The following is a 16,416-nucleotide window of genomic DNA, read 5'->3' as shown; positions in this document are numbered from 1 at the left end:
TGTCTATTATGCGTATTGGTACAAATGTTTTGAGTATAAATGCTAGGCAGTCGTTGTATGAGAATGAGAAACGTATGAATGTGTCAATGGAGCATTTGGCGACTGGTAAGAAGTTAAACCATGCTTCTGATAATCCCGCTAATGTTGCAATTGTGACTCGAATGCATGCGAGAGCAAGTGGTATGCGCGTGGCGATTCGTAATAATGAGGATGCGATATCGATGCTTCGCACGGCAGAAGCTGCACTTCAAACTGTGATAAATATTTTGCAGCGTATGCGTGATTTAGCCGTTCAATCCTCAAACGGTACAAATTCAAATAAAAACCGTCATTCACTAAATAAAGAGTTTCAATCTTTAACAGAACAAATTGGCTATATTGGCGAAACGACTGAGTTTAATGATTTATCCGTATTTGACGGTCAAAACCGCCCTGTTACATTAGACGATATCGGTCATACAATAAATATGACGAAACATATTCCCCCTTCCCCTACACAACATGACATCAAGATTTCAACGGAACAAGAAGCAAGAACGGCAATTCGTAAAATCGAAGAGGCTTTGCAAAGTGTGTCATTTCATCGTGCCGACCTTGGTGCAATGATAAATCGTTTACAGTTTAATATTGAAAATTTAAATAGCCAAAGTATGGCGTTAACAGATGCTGCATCTCGAATTGAAGATGCAGACATGGCGCAGGAGATGAGTGATTTTTTAAAGTTCAAATTATTGACTGAAGTTGCACTTAGTATGGTTTCACAAGCAAACCAAATTCCGCAAATGGTCTTTAAACTACTACAATCATAAAAATTAATCTTCCATTTTTGGAACGATTCCATACAAAACAAAAGGGAAATACATATAAACTATGTATCTCCCTTTTGTTTTGTACCCAAATTTTATTACTGTGTTACCGTCATAACTTGTCCGCTACGGTCAACCATTATTTTCATTTTTCCGTCTTGTGCATTATATAGCCCGAGTTTATGTAATTCCATTTTACAATCTTGTACGAAAGTTGGTAATTTACGAATTTGATCGATATCAGAACTTGTAATGAAATGAATTAAAAGCTGCGTCATACCTTTAATATCTTGTACAAGCTCTTCTTTCTCTCGTTTTAGCCTTTCATTTTCTAGTTGTAACGACTGCAATTCGCCTTCTAGACTACGTGTATTCTTTGCTTCTCTAGAACGCCCTGCTGCCATGCTAGAAAGCTTATAAATACCTTCCATAAACTGATGTAGTTCGTCTTCTTTCCTTTCACTACATTGATTAATTGTTTCAAAGTTATCAACGATACCAGATATAACTGTTACAAGATTTTTTTCATCCTCTTTATGCTGGATTTCTTCTTTTAATTCGTACTCGTTTTCTTGTTTTCTTGCAACGATTGTCTCTTTTACTGGTATATATTTTCGCTTTCGTCCCGGTTTTTGTTTTTCAATATTTTCAAATGGTATTTCACGTTTTTTCAATTTATAATACGTATTTTGCAATTGACTTTCTGTTTTAGGAAAAAGATTTAGTTCATTTTTACTTACGTATTTTGAAATATTTAAAATGTTTAAACCGTGACGTTGACAAAATTGATACACTTCATACAGTAGCTCTAGTTCAGACTTCAGCCATGTAATTGTTGATTTTTCATATGCACGCATCCCGCCATTTTTTTCTATATCTATTTGAAATAATACCATTCTATTATGTAAATCAACTAACTCTTCATACTTTACTTGGAATTCTTTTTCTATTTTTTTTAATTCCACCTCTAGTTGCATATCGTTCATTTTATTATTTGACATGTTTTGTAAAAGACCTAATACATTAATTGCTGTGTGGTGATACATAATCTGTGCCACTCCCCCTCATCCTTTCACAATTCTCATCTGACTCCCATGTCTTTTAAGAAAATAGCAATTTTTACATATCCATATTATAACAGTTCGAAATTATCTGTCAAATAATAAACATACAAAAATGTATAGAAAGTATAAAAATTTGGAAAATGTTTTTTATTAATATGTAAAATTGCATATTAATTACATTTAATTATATTATATGGTATTTTGAATGTTTTTTCACCGAAAAACTTTGCGTTACCACGAAATGTTACTAAAGTAATCAAAAAAATACGTTCACTTATATTTTTAAATTAAAAATCTCTAAATAAAGATTATTCACACATACAGCGACAAACACCCAAGAAACCTTTCATTTTTCTACCAGCTTAAAGTATAGAATACTAAAAAGGAATTAGCCATATGTAGCATTGGCTAATTCCTTCCTCTCTCTAACAGAATAGAGTTATAAAACCAGTCTTCAAATCCTCAATCAAAGTCTCACTTCTTCTTACCTAAAACTACTTCATACCTCTGAACTCACATCGCATGAGACTCTATTAAGCACTGAAAACTTCCTTACATAAGTAGTTCCTCTATTCCTACTAAATAGAAAAATGTTATACGCCAGCTCTTCTACTTACCTATAACCACTCCATATCTCTGGTCTCAACATCGCATAGGGCTCTATTAAGCACTGACCGCTCAACACTTAGCTAGAGCTTCTATTCCGGCTAAATAGAAGCTTTTAAAGCACTAACTTATCAACTAAACCAATTAGCTCTTGAATATCTGGCTTACTTACTTGAGCATTTGCTCCTACAGCTTCACCTTTATGGAATAATTCATTTGTAATTAATGAAGAGAAAATAATGACTGGTAAACGATTCATTACTTCACTATCCTTAACCACTTTCGTTAAATGATGTCCATCCATTTTTGGCATTTCAATATCCGTAATTAGCAAGTGAATATGCTCAAACATTTTTTCGCCTTGCTCTTTCGCTAATTTTTCAATTTGCGCTAACGCTTCTGCACCATTGCTGAAGAAGTTCATTTTTGTATATCCAGCTGATGATAATGTTTCTTCTAATATTTGGCGAAGCATCGCTGAATCTTCTGCAATGTAAATTACTTTTTCAGCTCGATCTGTTTTTTGTTCTAATCCTGCAATTGATTTATTGTCATAACCAGTGCCGCTAATTTCACATACAATTTTTTCATAATCTAATAGTAAGATGATTTTTCCATCTAGTTTTACAATACCAGATGTCGTTTCTTCTAGTCCCATAGATAATGAAGCTGGTTCATCAATTTGTTCCCACGAAATACGTTGAATACGATGCACTTCATCAACGCGGAAAATAACTTTCATTTGGTTTAATTCTGAGATGATAAATTTCGTTTGATCAAGTGGCTTTGTTGACTTTAAATTAAGAGCCATTGCCAAGTTAATAACAGGTAAAATTTCACCACGTACTTGAACAACACCTTCAACTGCATGATGAGATTCTGGCACAGTTGTAACAGGGAATGGATTAATGATTTCACGTACTTTCATTACATTAATACTAAATAGGTTTTCACCAACAGTGTACGTAACAATCTCTAATTCATTTGTTCCGCTTTCTAATAAAATACTTTGTGCTTGTGACATAAAGGTGTCGCTCCCCTTCCATTAATTCCGTATATCTAATTATTAAGCTTTATAAAAGAGAAAAAGTCAACTACCTATATAAAAAATATAGATAGTCGAACGATTCATTTTATTAAAAAACAATTAATCTTGTATAAACGAAGCAAGTGCCTCTAATAAAACTTCTTGTGCACCTACAATTTCCGTCGGCATTGCTTCCCATTTTTTCGAAAGCTCTGTCTCTACTCTTATTCTCAGTTCAGAATTCATTTCTGCTAGCACATATTCTTTCGTTGCTATATCAACATCAAGTAGCGCGAGTGCATATAATTCCGGGTCATTTATTTTTTCGAATAATCGCTTTAATACTACCGGTGCTATATGTTTTAATTTTTCAATATGAATTTCCTTATCCGAAAATAGTAACTCATATTGAATAAACGTAACATTTTCTTTAATCACTTTAAAATAACAATTATTTTTTTTATCATTCACAAAATAACCGTTTGGATCTGCGATAATACTTTCTACTTTACGAATTAAATCTGGCAAACTATTCGCCGCCATTACAGTCCGCTGCTCAACCTCACTCGGCGAAATGAATGTAACGCGATACTTATTTTGCGCCATCCTCCTCACCTCTCCTTTTATAAAAATCTATCGTCACATTCTATCCAGAAGGCACTGTCCTACTATAAAATGATTATCTCATCTCCAACTATCTCAGTACGCCTTCATAGCTCTATTCTTACAACTAGGAGCTCTTCTGGACCATAACTGTTTATCCACACTAAACTTTGCTTACCTCTTTTTATACTACCCTAGTAACTCTCCATACCTTTGTCCTTACACACCAGTCGAGGCCCTATTAGGCACTAACCGCTCAAAAACAACGCTAGGTCCTCTCATCAACCCTAAAAAGAGCTTTTTAGATCTTTTTAAGAACTTTTCAATAACTCTATGTTATTAAACCAAAACGCTATCTGCTGATCCGTAATATTTGGCAACATAACAAAAAACTCACGACACTTCATCTCATCCTTAAACAGTTGATACTTCCAAACAGTATCGCTACCAACACTTATGAAATAAAACTCATGGATACGGCCAATGATTGCTTGTTTTTCGCCAAATGAATACGGAGGCACTTGCTTAATTTCAAATTGATCTGGTAAATATACATGCTCTTCTCGTTCTATTTTTAATACTTGCTCGGCAAGTTCACGTTTATTTTCGAAAAAAGGCAATTGTAAAATTCGCTCTTGTCTTGTCATACGAATAAAAAACCCTTTCTACTCCATTACATTTTTTCCTTACGATATATTATCGAATTAAGTTTACAACTTCATTTAATACTTCATCTGAAACTTTAATTACTTTCGCATTTCCTTGGAATCCGCGTTGGTATAACATTAAGTCAACGAATTCTACAGATAAATCTACGTTTGCACCTTCTTGTGCACCACCACGTACTTTACCTGCACCGTTTTGACCAGATGCACCAAGAGCTAAAATACCTGTTGTATTCGTTGCTGTATAGTTACCATTACCTGTTTTCATTAGTCCGCCTTCGTTCGGGAACATTGCAACAGCTAATTGACCTGCAGATTTCATACTTCCATCAGAATATTTTACCATTACGTATCCACCGTCAGCAATGAAGCAATCTTTAACCGTCGCTGCTGCTCTACCATCTACGTCTGTTACTGATAATGTTTTATCTGTTGGATGATTTGTTAAATGGCTTAAGTCTAATTTTATAGAACCGCCATCAAATGGAATATTGGCTCCTTGCTCTTTCGGATTTGGATTTCCGACAGCATCAAATGTCATATTACCACCTGCACCTGGAACATCCTTAAACTCTGTTTCTTTTTTCGAGTCATTACGCATTTGTACTTTATATGTATAGTTATGTTCACTCGTTTGTTTAAACTCTACACGCATTGTCCATGTATTCCCCGCATTATCATATACAGGTAAATCTTGTGTAATTTGTTTTTCACCAGTTGGAATATTCCCTTTAATTGTCCCTTTCGATGTTCGAATACCACCAATTGCTGTTCCCATTGGAATTTGCAACGGTCCTGGAATTCCAGATAAATCAACTTCACCAGTTGCCTCATTTGCAGGGTATGCAAATACGTATTGACCTTCAGTATTCGTAATATAGTAATCTGAAGATATCCCAAACGTACCTTTACGAGTAAATTCCATATTTCCGCCTTTTGAATCACCCACAACGAAGAAACCATTACCTTCCATTGCCGCTTGTGTTTTACCACCTGTTAACGTAATTGTACCATCACTATAATCCGTAACCGTACCACTCATTTTCACACCGTTACCAATACTTTTCGGATTTGTTCCGGCGTATTTACCGTCACCTTTTGCACCAATCGAATTGTTATATAGTAAATCATCAAACATTGCTTTTTGTTTTTTATAACCTACTGTTTGTGCATTGGCAATATTATTTGAAGTTACACTTAATGCATTTTGTGTTGCATTCATCCCTGTAATACTTGTATATAACGCTTTAATCATAACGTATGGACACTCCTTATGAATTTGTAGTTTTTACTTCTTCAGTTACTTTTTGATCGTCTTTCTTTGCGTCTTCTGGATTCGTTTCCCCAATCGGTTTATCAGACACTCTCTCAACGAAACGAAGAGAGACAACTTTATTATTAATAACGAGCTGTACATCGTTATTTTCCGCAAGACGAACCGTTTCTACTTGACCGGTTACTTTGTTTCCGTCACCGTCAACACCTCTTACGTATTTCCCTAAAAACTTCATTCCACCATCAAGTGCTGTTGAATACATCGTTGATTGCAGCTTATCTACTGCTTTCGTCATATTCTGTACTTGTTCCATAAGAGATAACTGCGCTGTCTGATTCATCATTTGATTCATATCCATCGCATTAAATGGATCTTGATGTTGGAAACTTGATAAAAACAATTTTAAGAAATCATCTTTCCCCATTACCCCAGGAGTCTTTTGCGCTCCTGCTGAAACTCCATTACTTTGTTGCACTGGCGATTGTACACCATTAACAGGTACATTACTTTTTTGCACTCCTGCTTGTAACGGAATATGATTTGTACTCGTTGTATTTAATCCAACTGTTGGCACGCTTTATTCCTCCAATAATCCCGCAAATTCTGTTGATTGTTGTTTTTCATGATTTGTATTTGCTAATTTCTGTTTTTGCCTTTGGTCTTGTTCTCGCTGTTCTTTGCGATTTTCATCTTTATCTGAATAGCTAATTTGAATATTGATTTCTTTTTCTTTTAACTTTAATCTCAATTCATCAAAAATGATTTCAACACGTTTTTTCGCATCGTGTTTTTCCATTTCTACGTGAACGTCAATTTGATCTCCGTGTTTTTTCATAAACACTGTTAATGTACCAAGTTTTTCTGGATTTAACTGGAATAAAACACGTTCTTGTTTCACTACAAATTTTTGCAACGCTTCTACTTGCGCTTCCATTTTCTTTCCTAAGTCAGGTAATGAAACTTTCTCAGCACCACTATTTGATTTCCCTACTTGTTCGGTACTCGTCGTTTTATTTAATAATTCTGCACCTGCAGAGCTCGAATCGTTTAATGCATCAACCTCAGGCAACTCTACCTTTGTATCATCGCTCTCAAGTTTCGGAAGATCTACGTCTTTAAACTCTTCTTGTTCCTTTGCAATATTACAAGTTTCTGTTTCTACAGCCTTCAATGCTTGCATCGCTTGCTCTGGCATCTTCATTTTTTCTAATACCATTTGCATTGTATCTTCTAAACATATAGCATTTTTGATATTCATATTTGAAAGAAGTTCTTGTAATTGTTGTAATTCAGCTGCAGGTAATTCATTAAGTTTAATATTGCCATATTCTTTATATAGCTCTTGTATTTTTTGTATGTATTGATATAACAATTCCGGCTGCACATGTAATTGCTCAATTGCAACCATTTGCTCAGATACAGCTAATAACAACTGTTCTGTCTCTTTTTTTTCTTCTTTCTTTACAATAGGTTCTTCTTCCGTTACCGATTTTTTAGAAAGAATATAATCTTTTCTCTCTTCTTTTGGTGCTTCTTCTCGTTTCGTTTTCTCCGTTTGCGGCTGTTTTTTATTTTCCATTCTCATCGTACGATCGAATGAAGAATCTTCATTTTTTGATTGTACTTCTAGCCCTTTTTCTTTTTGCGGAGGTAAACTTTGTTGCACCGGTAATACAGACTGTATCACTACATTCACCTCATCCATTCATACACATTTTCAAATCCAGAAGCATTTTTTCTTCCAGCTTTTCTTGTGCTTTCGCAAGCTTTTTGCAATCTTCTTGATACATCTCATCAATGACACGTTCTTTTTCTTTTACTTGCTCTAAAAGGCTTTCATTTTTTTGAATAAAACCTTCCGTTTTTTTAATTTTTCGATTCCATTCTTCTATTCTTTCAGGTGAAAACGTATGTGAAGAAAGCATACCAGCCATAATACGTTGCCCAGTTTGTACGACTTTACTACGCGATTTCACAACATATAAATCATATTCTTTTTTTTGTTCTATTTTTCTTTTTTCAGCTGTTAATTCATACACTTCTTTTAAAATATGTTCTTTTTCTTGATTTATTTGCAATTTTATTGTGTCGTACTGCTGTTTATCCACCTGTTTTCATAACCCCTTTCTATTATAACGTTCTCTTTTTCTATTATATAGTTTTTTCCCAAAAAAATCTGTGAAATATTAAAAAACAAAAAAATAAGACCTCTTATGCAGAGGCCTTATACTATATGCTGTATCGCTTCAACGATATCATCAAATTGGAAACTATCCGATCGACCTTGCTTTAAAAATGTATTTATGCCTTCTACTTTATTTTTACATTCAAAAATATAAGCATTTTCTTCATTTTCTTGAATCGTTCCTAGCTTAAAATACAATTCATTTTCTTTATAAATTGATAAAATCTTTCTCATTTCATTTGCAAGTTGCCAATGATGTGGCGAAACAATTTCTTCCATAATCCTACTTACTGAATCTAATACTGAAATTGCAGGATAATGACTAAGCGTTGCAAGCTCACGCTTTAATACGATATGTCCATCTAAAATACCACGTGCTAAATCTGGTACAGGACCATTTAAATCGTCCCCATCAACAAGCACCGTATAAATACCTGTTATAGATCCCTTTTGTGTTTTTCCGGAACGCTCTAACAACTTCTTCATATAACTTTCCATTAACAGTGTTTTACCACCAATCGGTAACTCTTTAACAGCAATATCAACACTTCTTCGTGCATCGGCAAAACGAGTAACAGAGTCCATCATAAGTAATACGTTATTGCCTTGATCACGGAAGTATTCAGCAATAGACGTTGCAAGTTTCGCTGCACGAAGTTGCATAAGATGACTTTCATCTGACGTCGCTACAACAACGACGCTTTTTCGCATACCTTCCTCGCCTAACTCTTTTCGAATAAAGTCTTTTACTTCCCGGCCACGTTCTCCTACTAAACTAATAACATTTATATCAGCTTTTGCATTTTTTGCTATCATTCCAAGTAAAGTTGATTTACCAACACCTGACCCAGCAAAAATACCAATCTTTTGACCGATACCAATTGTTAGCATAGAATCAATTGATTTTATTCCTGTTTCAAATACATCGGTAATCTCTTCACGTTCAAATGCATGTATAGGTGGTGCATCTAGTTTTATTTTCTGTAATGGAATGTTTTCAGCTTCCTCATTTAACACTTCACCATTTGCACTTAACACTTTTCCGAGCAAGTGATTACCACGTGGTACAACAACATCTTCTGAAACTAATGTCACTGAATCTCCATAACATACTTTTTCTGTCTGTTCAAATGGAAGTAGCATATTATTTTCTTTTTCAATGGCAATCACTTCACATAAGACGTTATGTTCTCCAACGAAGCAAACATCTCCGATCTTCGCTTTCGGCCCTTTTGCTACGAAAAACTGTTCTTGTACACTATGAACTTTGCCTACTTTCGTATACAGCGGTGTTTCAATGAACTTATTCCATTTTTCGTTTTCATTCATTAACAGGCGGCTCATACATTTTGCTCCTCAAATAACTTCTCTTCTTCCCATTTCTGACGAAGTTTCGCAAATATAGGTGCAAATTTAAATTCAAAGAACTCTTTCTCTTCTTCCAGAACAAATTCACCAAACTGCAGGGAGAAATCATATTTCCATTCTACTAATTGTAGTAACCAATATTCTTTCGAATTCTCCTTCTCTTCTTGAATACGTTCAAACGTTTCTGGATGTACTGTAATGATTAATTTTTCAAACGAAGTTGGCAGTGTTTGCACGATGCCAGTTAAAATAGGTAACACATCAAGCAATCGTGAATCTACCGCTTGATTCACGATTTTTTCTGCTAGATGAAAAGATTGATCCCATAATAACTCTGTCCATTCATACGCTGTTTCTTGTTGTTCTTTTTGAAATTGCACACGCGCTGCTTCCATCTGTTCCATTTGCTCATGAATATGCATTTGAAATTGTTCTTTATCTTGTAATAACTGCTGCCGCTCTCGTTCTAGCATTTGCTTCTCTTGCCTTAGCTGATTCATTTCCATATGTAACGATTCTTGCTGGGCGCGAAGTTCTGCATGATCAGCTTGTAATTCTTCCTCTTCTATTTGAACTGAAGCTGGTCTTGGAAATTGTAATTCATACGTTTCTTCAGAAAAAGAAACAGAATTCTTCGGAATTCTGTTTTTAAATAAGGACATCCTCTTCACCTCTTTGAACGATAATTCTTCCTTCTTTCTCTAGCTTTTTCACTGTACCAGTGATCGTTTGCTGCGCTTTTTCAGCATCCGTCATCTTAAGCGGTCCTAAGCCATCTAATTCTTCTAGAATCATCTCTTTACGGTTTGAAGACATACATGTAAATAATTTCTCTTTAATTTCTTCTTTTGCAATTTTAAGTGCTTTCGCAAGAACACCGTTATCTGTAATTTCTTCTAATACACGGCGAAGCGCAAGATCTTCAAGACCAAGTAAGTCTTCAAAGACAAACATATTTTCTTTAATTTTCTCAGATAACTCATAATCGACTTCATCCAGTTTTTGAAAGACTGTTTTTTCAACACCTCGTGAAACATTATTTAAAATATTTACGATTGTTTTCAAGCCATCAGTTTTATTAATTGCACTAAATGCCATATTATTTAATTTCGTTTTTAACAACTCACCAATTTGATTAATTAATTCACCATCAACTTGTTCTAGTTTCGCAATACCCATTACCGTTTCTACTCGCTTATGATCTGGCAATCTCTCAATTAATTGAGACGCAAGTTGCGGTTTAATATAAGAAGCGATAATTGCAATTGTTTGTGGTGACTCATCATTAAGCACTGTAAGAAGTGGTTCTAAATCTGTAAGTGAATTTAAGAATTCAAATGGATTATCTTTGTTATACCAAAGGTCTTCCAATAATTTTTCCAGTTCGTCTTCTGGCATGTTTTTAAATATACGACGAATATACTCTTTATCTGGAGTGACTAAGTTCAATTCTTTTACATTTAGTTCATATAAGAACTCTCCTAGTACATTCTCTAACGTTTCTGGTTTATATACACGAAACTTCGCAATTTCACGAAGTAATACTTCTTTTTCCTCAGCTGTCATATATTCAATGACTTTTGCTGCCACCCCTTCGTCTAATGTACGAATGAGGATGGCAGCTTTTTCTTTGGAGGAGATTTCATCTAACATCGTTGTTCCTCCCTTACTGTCCGTTTAACCATTTTTTAATTACTTTTGCAGTACCTTCTACATGTTCTTTCGTAGCATCCTGCACTTGTTCATCTAACGTTGGTTCTTTCGGTTCTTCTGGTTCAGGTTTTGGCTCTGGCACTATTTTTTCTTCAGGAATTTCCAAGATACTTTCATTACTTGCAGCAATTTCATCTTCTGCTAAGTATTCTTCATATTCCTCTTCTTCTTTCTTTCTCTTACGTCTTGCTAATAAGAACCATACTAGACCACCGATTGCTAATAAGCCAGCTGTAATTCCACCGAATAACCACCAGTTCATACCACTTTTTTCTGGCTCTTTCTCTTTTTCAGCTTTCGGCTGATCGAACTGAACAGTTACAACGTTAACTTGACCATTTATAAAGTTACCGTTCGGATCAGCTTGAAGTCCTGCCGCTGTTCCAATTGCTTCTTTGAAAGTAGTCATATCAATTCTTCGTTTTACTAACGTATCATTATCTACCCATACAACAACATTTGTTTTCGTTAATTCTGGGTGTTTCTTAATTGTTTCAACTGTTTTATCTATTTCATAGTTTTCGATTTTGTTGCCATTTTTATTATCGTAGACAACTTTACCATTTTGATTATTGTTCGTACCGTAGTTTGGCACTTCACCGTTCGCTGTAATACCAGCACCTTGCTTCGTATCTGCCCCTTCTTGCGCAGTAGAGCTTTCTTCTTGCTCTTGTTTACTACGAAGTACACCTTTATCACCATACTTCTCTGACTGACGTGTAACTTCATCGTAGTTTACAGATACTTTCGTATTCACTTTATATTCATTCGGTTTAAACATCGTCATTAACGTTGCATCAATATCTTGCTTTAATTTACCTTCAAGTTGGTGCTGCATCTCTACTTCTTTCTCATAAGAAGAGGAACTACTAGAATGTGCTTCATCTGCTCCTTTTGAGATAACACCTTTTTTACTATCAATAACACTTACTTCTTCTGCTTTCACACCAGGAACCGCTGCACTAATCATTTGCTGTATACCTGCAACTTGATCAGCCGTTAACAATTGTCCACGTTTCACTCCAACCGTAATCGCCGCTGTTCCTTTCGCTTTTTCTTCATCAAAAATTGTCTCTTTTTCAGGCAATGTAATTTGAACATTTGCCGTTTCAACTGTCGCAAAGTTTCTTACAATATCTTGTTCCAATTGCTTCTTCGTACCGACAATTTGCTTCATTTTTTTATCTTGTTCACTTGAACCGAGAGAGCTTTCTAATAAAATTTCTTCACCGCTTTTCGAATTAAACGGTAAGCCCATCCCATTCATTTCTTTTCGAACCCATGGAGCATCATTCTTTTGCACACGAATTGAACCATCGGCCGCTAATTGGTAATCGACACCTAACTTCGATAATTCTGCTGTAATCTCTTGTTTATCTGCATCATTTAAATTTTGATATACAACAACATATTTATCTGGCAAGGTGAAATATAAAAGTGCTCCTGTTACAATCGCTAAAAGCGCAGCACCGATTACTAACTTATGCCACGTTTTTAACGATTGGATAACATTTTTCATCTTTTCCATTTAAACACACCCGTCCACTTTCCTAAATTTGCATATTAATTAGTGACTTATAATTTTCAATAAGATTATCACGTACGAGAGCAGCCGTTTTCATTTGAGACTCAGCTTTCTTTTGCTGAATTAAAACGTCATGTGTTTCTCCTACCCCTTTAGTTAGTAAATCATATACTGCTGTTTGTGCATTGTTTTGTGTTTGATTCATATCTTCCAATAAATCAATAAACTTTTTCTCCGGAGCTACAGATGTTTGAGAAGTTTTCGGTGCACCAATTGACTGAATTGCTCCAAATGGTTGTGTATGTAACATTGGTTGAATTTTCATATTACTATCTTCCCCCTTATCCTCGGCCGATTTCTAAATCTTTATCAAGCATTTTTTTATTCGCATTTAATACACTCGTATTCGCTTCATACATTTTTTGAGCAACCATTACATTCGTCATTTCAGCAGTTACATCAATATTGGGATAACGTACATATCCTTCTTCATTTGCGTGCGGATGCGTCGGATCATACACTAAATTTTCCGTTTTGTCTGCTTCAATACTTTTTATTTTTACTCCATTAGTAGGAGCCCCATCTAGCATACTTGCAAAACTATTGTTTGATTCTAGCACCACACTACGACGCTCATATAAATCTGCCCCCGGAGCCGCCGTCGTATTTGCATTTACAATATTGTTAGAAGTAACTTCCATCCACTTTCTCGCTGTTGTTAGCCCTGAGCCACTTGCATTAATTGCCTGAAACATTCGTTGTCTCTCCTTCTACTTTTAACGTCCGCGTGCCGCTTGGTTAATTGCATATTGTGTATTAATTGCGTTAATTGAAATACCGTATAACTGATTTGCTTTCATTAAATCTAGCATTTCTGTCGTTACATCCACACTATTTCCGTCTTTATTCGTTTGCATTGATTTTGTTTGAATCTTTGCATATGTATTTTTCGTATTTACTGTCGGCAAGTGCATTTCATTCGTTTGATATAAATCTGGATTGCTCTTTAAATCAGCCGCATTGTTTTTATATAATGCACTACTTTTATTCATCTGCTCAGCAAATGTTACATCTTGTGCTTTATAGCCAGGTGTATTCGCATTTGCAATATTACTGGAAACAGTATTTCGTTTCGTTACTAAATAATTCATATAATGGCTTACATCACTCACTAAATCTGGCATATTCCACACCCTTCCTTTTCTAACGTAATGATCCACTGATAGAAGTTTCACTTCATTATTTATTTTCTTATATGCGTTTATTAAAATATTTACTATTACGTACCCTTACATATTTTATTCCATTTTTTCATTGTTGTCTTTAGAAAAATACAAAAATATAAAAAAAGAATGCAAAAAACTGTATACACATAGTAATCTATAGAACATTTCAATATATAAACTATAAACTAAAGTCCATTTTTCTATTATTTAGATTACTATTATTTTTTCATCACAGTCATAAAATGAAACCTCAATCAGCGGAGTTCTTTATGTAAACGAAGGAATAGACCCCCTTTTAAAAGGGGAATCTGTTTCCAGACGTTATTATTAATATTTACCGTAAAATGAATTAGCCTTCATTCGCCCATCATTTGCCATTATCATTTCTTCCAAAATCTTTTGCTTATCTCGAATGTGCTGTGCTGCCTTAATAATGAATGGGCTTACTTCTGCTGCAACTTGTGCACGTCTTTCTTCATCTAGTGTCATCATCCAGCGATTTAACATCTCACTCTTCTCAGCAAACTCTTCATCTGACACTTGCAATTCACCGATTTCATTAAAACAGTCGACAAACGTCCGATAAATATCATTGTTCATTTTCAAGTGCTCCGCGGTAGCCGTCTATTAAATCTTGTAACACTTTCACAATTGCATCAATATCTTTCGCTTCACGCGTTACTTTCATCGTTTGAATTTGAATGCTAATCCAATCATATAAACCATAGAGACTGTCATATAAATCTTTCGTAATCTCAGGATTTAATTGAAGCTTTAGTTCTTCAAAAATACGTTCTAATTTTTCAAGAAGTGCGTCCCCTTCTTGTAGTTTAAAAGTATGTAAAAGTTCTTCTAAATTACGAAACTCTACAATACATCTTTCATAAATAAAAATTGTATTTTTAATCGGATTACTCGTCATAATATCATTTTGCATATAACGTTGCCATGCTTGCATACGATCACTTCCTCAACTTTCATTAATCATCACTTTTTTGTTTTGTCATTGCTTTAATTGTTTTTAGTTGGCTATCAAGCGCCGCCAATGTACTTTCTAGCTTTTGATACTTCTTCACAATTTCATCTTGCTTTTGTTTATTTTGCATATCAATATCGCTAATTTTTCTATCTAAATCACTTACACGCGAATCTATACTCTTTACTCGTTCCCCAACGACACCTTTATCACCGAAAAGCTTTTCAAGCGGGGCCTCCATCATTTTCCCTAAACCATTTGAGCTAAAGAAAAACTGTTTAGCTGTATCTGGCTTTTCTTTTAATGCCTTTGTTAGAGCTTCATCATCGACTTCTAATGTCCCATCCTGCTTTATTTGGATACCAAAATTAAATAAATAATTATCATCTTGAGAAAATGTTACAACGCTATTCATTACTTGACGTATGCTTTGCATAATTACTTGTCCCTGGAAGGCTCCACCTTTTCCAGCAAAAAGATCTACTGTAGAAACCGCTTTATTATAATCTGCCACCATTTTTTTAATAAGGTTGGATGCGTCGGTTACATTTGAATCACTTACTGTAAATTTTAAATCTATTCCTTTTGTGTCTGTACCAGTTCCACCGTCCGTTACCTTCGATTCAGTTACTTTTAATAACTCCACTTTTACACCAGGGAGTGTTTCAATTGTATTACTAGCACTTTTCCCTTCAATGCCATTAATACTGTATATTGCATCCTGTGCTTCATTAATGACGTTCACTGCTTTACCATCCACTGTAGATAAACCCATTTTTTGGAACAAATCAGATTTTTCACTTGTAAACTTAATTTCGCCTCCCATTCCCTCATTTTTAGCAGACATAAATACTTTGCCACCAAGCGTATATGCAGAAACACCATAGTCACCATCATTAATTTTATTAATTAAGTCCTTATAAGTCATATCCGTTGTTACTTTAAGTGGTTTCCCATTAATTTCTAATGTTTCTTCTGCAGGTAATTTTTCATCAATTTTAATATCATTTGAAGCAATTTGATGGCGTTGCGCAAGTTGCTTAATTGTCATATTGAATGTTCCCGAGATTGCTCCGCCATCAGCTATTACATTAATATAGCCATCCTGTGTTGTTGTAACTTTTTTTTCATTTCCTTTAAATGATGCTAAGTTTTTAAATGTTTGTGTAAAAGAACTAAATTCTGTTTTTAAACTTGTGTATAATTGTTTATCTTGTGTAAGTTGTTGTTTTTCCGTTGTATAGGGTGTTTTTTTCATATTTAATGCTTGTAGTTCTAATTCTACAAGATTAGAAGTATCGATCATATTATTTCCGAGGTTCCAAATTTGTTGTCTACCGCCAATACCTGTTAATGTTCCTGCCATGTTGTATCAC

19 protein-coding genes are annotated in these 16,416 nt (G+C 34.7%); 1 reads left to right on the top strand and 18 read right to left on the bottom strand.

Translation table 11 applies throughout. The features are described 5' to 3' along the window. Window positions 1-8: 8 nt before the first annotated feature. The gene (locus tag ACZDYH_RS11125; protein ID WP_006923325.1) at window positions 9-809 is read left to right on the top strand and encodes a flagellin N-terminal helical domain-containing protein; all 801 of its coding nucleotides are present in this window, start codon (window positions 9-11) and stop codon (window positions 807-809) included. A gap of 95 nt (window positions 810-904) precedes the next feature. Here the strand turns inward: ACZDYH_RS11125 and ACZDYH_RS11120 are convergent, their stop codons facing one another. The 18 genes from ACZDYH_RS11120 to ACZDYH_RS11035 all read right to left on the bottom strand — a co-directional run bounded on the left by ACZDYH_RS11120 (window position 905) and on the right by ACZDYH_RS11035 (window position 16,406). Further along, entirely contained in the window at window positions 905-1,852 is a 948-nt protein-coding gene (locus ACZDYH_RS11120) for a DNA-binding domain-containing protein (RefSeq protein ID WP_006923336.1), read from the bottom strand. Between the two features lie 739 nt (window positions 1,853-2,591). Beyond that, window positions 2,592-3,500: a chemotaxis protein gene (locus ACZDYH_RS11115; protein ID WP_000075943.1), complete on the bottom strand. Its 909-nt coding sequence runs from the start codon at window positions 3,498-3,500 to the stop codon at window positions 2,592-2,594. Window positions 3,501-3,623: 123 nt separating this feature from the next. After that, complete coding sequence (locus ACZDYH_RS11110) at window positions 3,624-4,109, bottom strand: hypothetical protein (protein ID WP_000068301.1); 486 nt, start codon at window positions 4,107-4,109, stop codon at window positions 3,624-3,626. 308 nt (window positions 4,110-4,417) lie between these two features. Then, entirely contained in the window at window positions 4,418-4,753 is a 336-nt protein-coding gene (locus ACZDYH_RS11105; protein ID WP_000198170.1) for a DUF3964 family protein, read from the bottom strand. A 49-nt stretch (window positions 4,754-4,802) separates the two neighbouring features. Further along, a complete protein-coding gene (locus ACZDYH_RS11100) occupies window positions 4,803-6,026 on the bottom strand; it encodes a flagellar hook protein FlgE (RefSeq protein WP_000588320.1) in 1,224 nt (407 codons plus the stop codon). Between the two features lie 16 nt (window positions 6,027-6,042). Beyond that, on the bottom strand, window positions 6,043-6,621 hold the full coding sequence (locus ACZDYH_RS11095) for a flagellar hook assembly protein FlgD (protein WP_434713957.1): 579 nt from the start codon (window positions 6,619-6,621) through the stop codon (window positions 6,043-6,045). A 3-nt stretch (window positions 6,622-6,624) separates the two neighbouring features. Beyond that, window positions 6,625-7,734, bottom strand: a complete 1,110-nt coding sequence (locus ACZDYH_RS11090) for a flagellar hook-length control protein FliK (protein WP_006922671.1) — start codon at window positions 7,732-7,734, stop codon at window positions 6,625-6,627. A 10-nt stretch (window positions 7,735-7,744) separates the two neighbouring features. Beyond that, complete coding sequence (locus ACZDYH_RS11085; protein WP_000360855.1) at window positions 7,745-8,155, bottom strand: hypothetical protein; 411 nt, start codon at window positions 8,153-8,155, stop codon at window positions 7,745-7,747. A gap of 116 nt (window positions 8,156-8,271) precedes the next feature. Further along, window positions 8,272-9,576: a flagellar protein export ATPase FliI gene (fliI, locus tag ACZDYH_RS11080; protein ID WP_000088693.1), complete on the bottom strand. Its 1,305-nt coding sequence runs from the start codon at window positions 9,574-9,576 to the stop codon at window positions 8,272-8,274. After that, window positions 9,573-10,262 (bottom strand): FliH/SctL family protein, encoded by a 690-nt coding sequence (locus ACZDYH_RS11075; RefSeq protein ID WP_006922670.1) that lies wholly within the window; start codon window positions 10,260-10,262, stop codon window positions 9,573-9,575. The genes fliI and ACZDYH_RS11075 overlap by 4 nt, the downstream gene beginning before the upstream one ends. Next, window positions 10,249-11,253: a flagellar motor switch protein FliG gene (gene fliG / locus ACZDYH_RS11070; RefSeq protein WP_000883356.1), complete on the bottom strand. Its 1,005-nt coding sequence runs from the start codon at window positions 11,251-11,253 to the stop codon at window positions 10,249-10,251. The genes ACZDYH_RS11075 and fliG overlap by 14 nt, the downstream gene beginning before the upstream one ends. A 13-nt stretch (window positions 11,254-11,266) precedes the next feature. Then, the gene (locus ACZDYH_RS11065; protein WP_000413931.1) at window positions 11,267-12,841 is read right to left on the bottom strand and encodes a flagellar M-ring protein FliF C-terminal domain-containing protein; all 1,575 of its coding nucleotides are present in this window, start codon (window positions 12,839-12,841) and stop codon (window positions 11,267-11,269) included. Between the two features lie 22 nt (window positions 12,842-12,863). Further along, window positions 12,864-13,163, bottom strand: coding sequence for a flagellar hook-basal body complex protein FliE (gene fliE / locus ACZDYH_RS11060; RefSeq protein WP_000701670.1), 300 nt, complete (start codon window positions 13,161-13,163; stop codon window positions 12,864-12,866). A gap of 16 nt (window positions 13,164-13,179) precedes the next feature. Next, a complete protein-coding gene (flgC, locus tag ACZDYH_RS11055; RefSeq protein WP_000484680.1) occupies window positions 13,180-13,593 on the bottom strand; it encodes a flagellar basal body rod protein FlgC in 414 nt (137 codons plus the stop codon). Window positions 13,594-13,614: 21 nt separating this feature from the next. After that, window positions 13,615-14,073, bottom strand: coding sequence for a flagellar basal body rod protein FlgB (gene flgB, locus ACZDYH_RS11050; protein WP_370445031.1), 459 nt, complete (start codon window positions 14,071-14,073; stop codon window positions 13,615-13,617). Between the two features lie 318 nt (window positions 14,074-14,391). Continuing rightward, a complete protein-coding gene (locus ACZDYH_RS11045) occupies window positions 14,392-14,664 on the bottom strand; it encodes a flagellar biosynthesis protein FlgG (protein WP_434713955.1) in 273 nt (90 codons plus the stop codon). After that, the gene (locus ACZDYH_RS11040; protein ID WP_001149516.1) at window positions 14,654-15,022 is read right to left on the bottom strand and encodes a flagellar export chaperone FliS; all 369 of its coding nucleotides are present in this window, start codon (window positions 15,020-15,022) and stop codon (window positions 14,654-14,656) included. Before ACZDYH_RS11040 ends, ACZDYH_RS11045 begins: the two co-directional genes overlap by 11 nt. 22 nt (window positions 15,023-15,044) lie before the next feature. Then, complete coding sequence (locus tag ACZDYH_RS11035; protein WP_006922666.1) at window positions 15,045-16,406, bottom strand: flagellar hook-associated protein 2; 1,362 nt, start codon at window positions 16,404-16,406, stop codon at window positions 15,045-15,047. Window positions 16,407-16,416 lie beyond the last annotated feature (10 nt).

It is taken from the genome of Bacillus sp. EB V-12 (assembly GCF_056158125.1).
This window is presented reverse-complemented; position numbering and strand designations above follow the sequence as displayed.

Bases quoted from the DNA above. Each gene is read 5' to 3' on its own strand.
- ACZDYH_RS11125 (WP_006923325.1), top strand. From the start codon at position 9: ATGCGTATTGGTACAAATGTTTTGAGTATAAATGCTAGGCAGTCGTTG.
- ACZDYH_RS11120 (WP_006923336.1), bottom strand. From the start codon at position 1,852: ATGTATCACCACACAGCAATTAATGTATTAGGTCTTTTACAAAACATG.
- ACZDYH_RS11115 (WP_000075943.1), bottom strand. From the start codon at position 3,500: ATGTCACAAGCACAAAGTATTTTATTAGAAAGCGGAACAAATGAATTA.
- ACZDYH_RS11110 (WP_000068301.1), bottom strand. From the start codon at position 4,109: ATGGCGCAAAATAAGTATCGCGTTACATTCATTTCGCCGAGTGAGGTT.
- ACZDYH_RS11105 (WP_000198170.1), bottom strand. From the start codon at position 4,753: ATGACAAGACAAGAGCGAATTTTACAATTGCCTTTTTTCGAAAATAAA.
- ACZDYH_RS11100 (WP_000588320.1), bottom strand. From the start codon at position 6,026: ATGATTAAAGCGTTATATACAAGTATTACAGGGATGAATGCAACACAA.
- fliI (WP_000088693.1), bottom strand. From the start codon at position 9,576: ATGAGCCGCCTGTTAATGAATGAAAACGAAAAATGGAATAAGTTCATT.
- ACZDYH_RS11075 (WP_006922670.1), bottom strand. From the start codon at position 10,262: ATGTCCTTATTTAAAAACAGAATTCCGAAGAATTCTGTTTCTTTTTCT.
- fliG (WP_000883356.1), bottom strand. From the start codon at position 11,253: ATGTTAGATGAAATCTCCTCCAAAGAAAAAGCTGCCATCCTCATTCGT.
- ACZDYH_RS11065 (WP_000413931.1), bottom strand. From the start codon at position 12,841: ATGGAAAAGATGAAAAATGTTATCCAATCGTTAAAAACGTGGCATAAG.
- fliE (WP_000701670.1), bottom strand. From the start codon at position 13,163: ATGAAAATTCAACCAATGTTACATACACAACCATTTGGAGCAATTCAG.
- flgC (WP_000484680.1), bottom strand. From the start codon at position 13,593: ATGTTTCAGGCAATTAATGCAAGTGGCTCAGGGCTAACAACAGCGAGA.
- ACZDYH_RS11045 (WP_434713955.1), bottom strand. From the start codon at position 14,664: ATGAACAATGATATTTATCGGACGTTTGTCGACTGTTTTAATGAAATC.
- ACZDYH_RS11040 (WP_001149516.1), bottom strand. From the start codon at position 15,022: ATGCAAGCATGGCAACGTTATATGCAAAATGATATTATGACGAGTAAT.
- ACZDYH_RS11035 (WP_006922666.1), bottom strand. From the start codon at position 16,406: ATGGCAGGAACATTAACAGGTATTGGCGGTAGACAACAAATTTGGAAC.